General features: G+C 70.5%; 2 protein-coding genes and 1 pseudogene. 2 read left to right on the top strand and 1 reads right to left on the bottom strand.

Annotation, left to right across the window (positions count from 1 at the left end; translation table 11 throughout):
* Positions 1–326 (bottom strand): annotated as a pseudogene (locus AB0N07_RS50355) (hypothetical protein); the annotation flags it as partial.
* 279 nt (positions 327–605) lie between these two features.
* Here AB0N07_RS50355 and AB0N07_RS50350 point away from each other — a divergent pair.
* Together AB0N07_RS50350 and AB0N07_RS50345 are read left to right on the top strand one after the other, a co-directional pair.
* Entirely contained in the window at positions 606–1,139 is a 534-nt protein-coding gene (locus AB0N07_RS50350) for a GNAT family protein (RefSeq protein WP_365847638.1), read from the top strand.
* Positions 1,136–1,753 (top strand): class I SAM-dependent methyltransferase, encoded by a 618-nt coding sequence (locus tag AB0N07_RS50345; protein ID WP_365847636.1) that lies wholly within the window; start codon positions 1,136–1,138, stop codon positions 1,751–1,753. Before AB0N07_RS50350 ends, AB0N07_RS50345 begins: the two co-directional genes overlap by 4 nt.
* Positions 1,754–2,257: the final 504 nt, after the last annotated feature.

Genomic DNA, 2,257 nt, shown 5'->3' with positions numbered 1-2,257 from the left:
ACGGCCTCCTCCGGCTTGAGCCACGTGTAGCGCAGGATCTCGGCCTCGGTGCCGAGCCGCTGGGAGCAATAGGTGCAGTTCTCCGGGCAGAGGCCGGTCTTGAGGCTGACCAGGTAGTTGACCTTGACCGTGCGGCCGAAGTGCTTCTCGCGCAGGCGCGAGGCCGCCGCGACGATGCGGAACGTGTCCGCGTCCGGGGCGTCCAGCACAGCGACGGCCTCCTCAGCGGTGAGGCGGTGGCCCGCCTCGATGCGGTCCACGAGGGCCTCGGGGTCGAGGGCGGCGGGGCGGGGGTCGACGGCGGGGGCGTCCTGGGTGGCGGTCATGCGGGCCTCTCCGGTGTGGGCGGGGCTCGGCCCCGGGTGGGTCTGACCCGACGGACTCTAACAGTGTTCATTGAACAGTGTTCAGGAGTGCGGGACCATGACCCCGACGTCAGCGCCTGCGCCGGTCCAGAGGGACCGACTCGGGTGTCGAGATGCAACGAAGATTTCAGAAACGCGCCAATTTGATTCATACGCCGATCAGGTTCTGAAGGGTTGACACCGACTCCTCCTGCCCCTCGCTTGACCGGCGCGCGGGACCACGGTCGCTACGCTCGATCCATGCCCGTCCGTCTGCGCCCTGCCGTCCTCGACGACGCCGAGGCCCTCGCCGCCCTGGCACGGAGCCAACGCGCGCACCTGGCCCCGTGGGAGCCGAAGCGCCCCGCCCACTGGTTCACGGAGGCCGGGCAGCGCGAGGCCCTTGAACAGGCAGACCGTGACCGGGCCGCCGACCGCTCCTACGCCTTCGTCATCACCGACGACACCGGGCACCTGTTCGGTCGTCTCACCCTGGCCAGCGTGGTCCGCGGGGCCGGGCAGTTCTGCTCGATCGGCTACTGGGTCGCGCTTGAGGCGACGGGACGCGGCGTGGCGACCGCCGCCGTCGGGCAGGCCCTGCAGATCGCCTTCGGCGAGCTCGGACTGCACCGGGTGCAGGCTGAGATCCTCCCCCACAACCACGCCTCCCGCCGCGTGCTGGAACACCGCGGGTTCCAGCGGTACGGCCTGGCCCCGCAGTACCTGCGGATCGCCGGCCGCTGGCAGGACCACGAGCTCTGGCAGCTCCTCGCGCCAGCGGAGGGGCAGCGGTGACCCCTGACGACGCCGCCCGGGAAGGACTTTCCACCAGCCCGGCCGCCTATGGCGCCCGCGCGGACGAGTACACCAAGCTGCTGGGCACCATGGACGCGGTGGCCGAGGACGACAGGCTGCTGGTCGAAGCCTGGGCCGACCGGGTGGATGGGGTTCTGGCCGACGTCGGCTGCGGTCCGGCCCACTGGACCGCGCACCTGGCCTCGCTGGGCCATGAGGTGACGGGCATCGAGCCGGTCGAAGAGTTCGTCACCCACGCACACCGAACCCACCCGGAGGTAGGCGTGGAGCCGGGCTCGTTCCAGACCCTGCCCGTAGCCGCCTTCAACGGGATCCTGGGCTGGTACTCAATCATCCACACGCCGCCGGTGGAGATGCCTGCCCTCCTGCAGCGCGCACACCAGGCGCTGCGCCCTGGCGGGTCACTGCTGCTGGGTTTCTTCGCGTCAGACCAGGTGGAGGCCTTCGATCACGCCGTCACCACGGCGTGGTACTGGCCGGTAGATGAGCTCGCGGGCGTGATGACCGCGGCGGGGTTCACCGTGGTCGACCGCGGCACACGGCAGGACGCCGGCGTACGCCGCCACGGATGGATCGAGTCCAACCGGAGCTGAGGCGTCTGGCGCTCTCCGCCCCAAGCCTTCTACGGAACCGTCCTTCGCGATTCGCGTGCGATCTTCGCCGCGTCTGGACAGTCAGCGAGCGCTCCCCCTCGAGCGCCGCGAACCGTCGTTTGTGGCCGGCGTTCCGGCCCTCCTGCCGCGGGCCGCCCCGACTCCACGCGTCCTGCACCGCCACCTTCCCAATGCCGACAACGACGCCCCCGACCCGCACGGTGAAGCGGTCCCCCGCCGCGAGGTAAGGCCCCCGTAGCATGTTCGCGCTCTCCGGACGACCGGAGCTCCAGGACCATGCCTGCTCAAGACGGCAGAAGCCCCATACGGCGGGTGCCTCGAGACCTCTGGACAGGGTGGCGGGGGTAACCGACGGGCACGCAGCGGGAAGCAGACGCCTCGACTCCCGGCAAGCTCTAGGAGAGGGGTGGCCATGGCAGACAAAGTACGAACACAAGTCCTCGAGCCAGCCCCCGGGCAGGCCAGTGCCCACACCCGCAGCCG

Origin of the sequence: Streptomyces sp. NPDC051172, assembly GCF_040682555.1 — a bacterium.
GTDB lineage: Bacteria > Actinomycetota > Actinomycetes > Streptomycetales > Streptomycetaceae > Streptomyces.
The sequence above is the reverse complement of the archived record's forward strand: the minus strand, read 5'-3'. Positions and strand labels throughout refer to the sequence as shown.

What these genes read in the sequence shown, in the direction of transcription:
- AB0N07_RS50350 (WP_365847638.1), top strand. Translation starts at nt 606, where the DNA reads ATGCCCGTCCGTCTGCGCCCTGCCGTCCTCGACGACGCCGAGGCCCTC.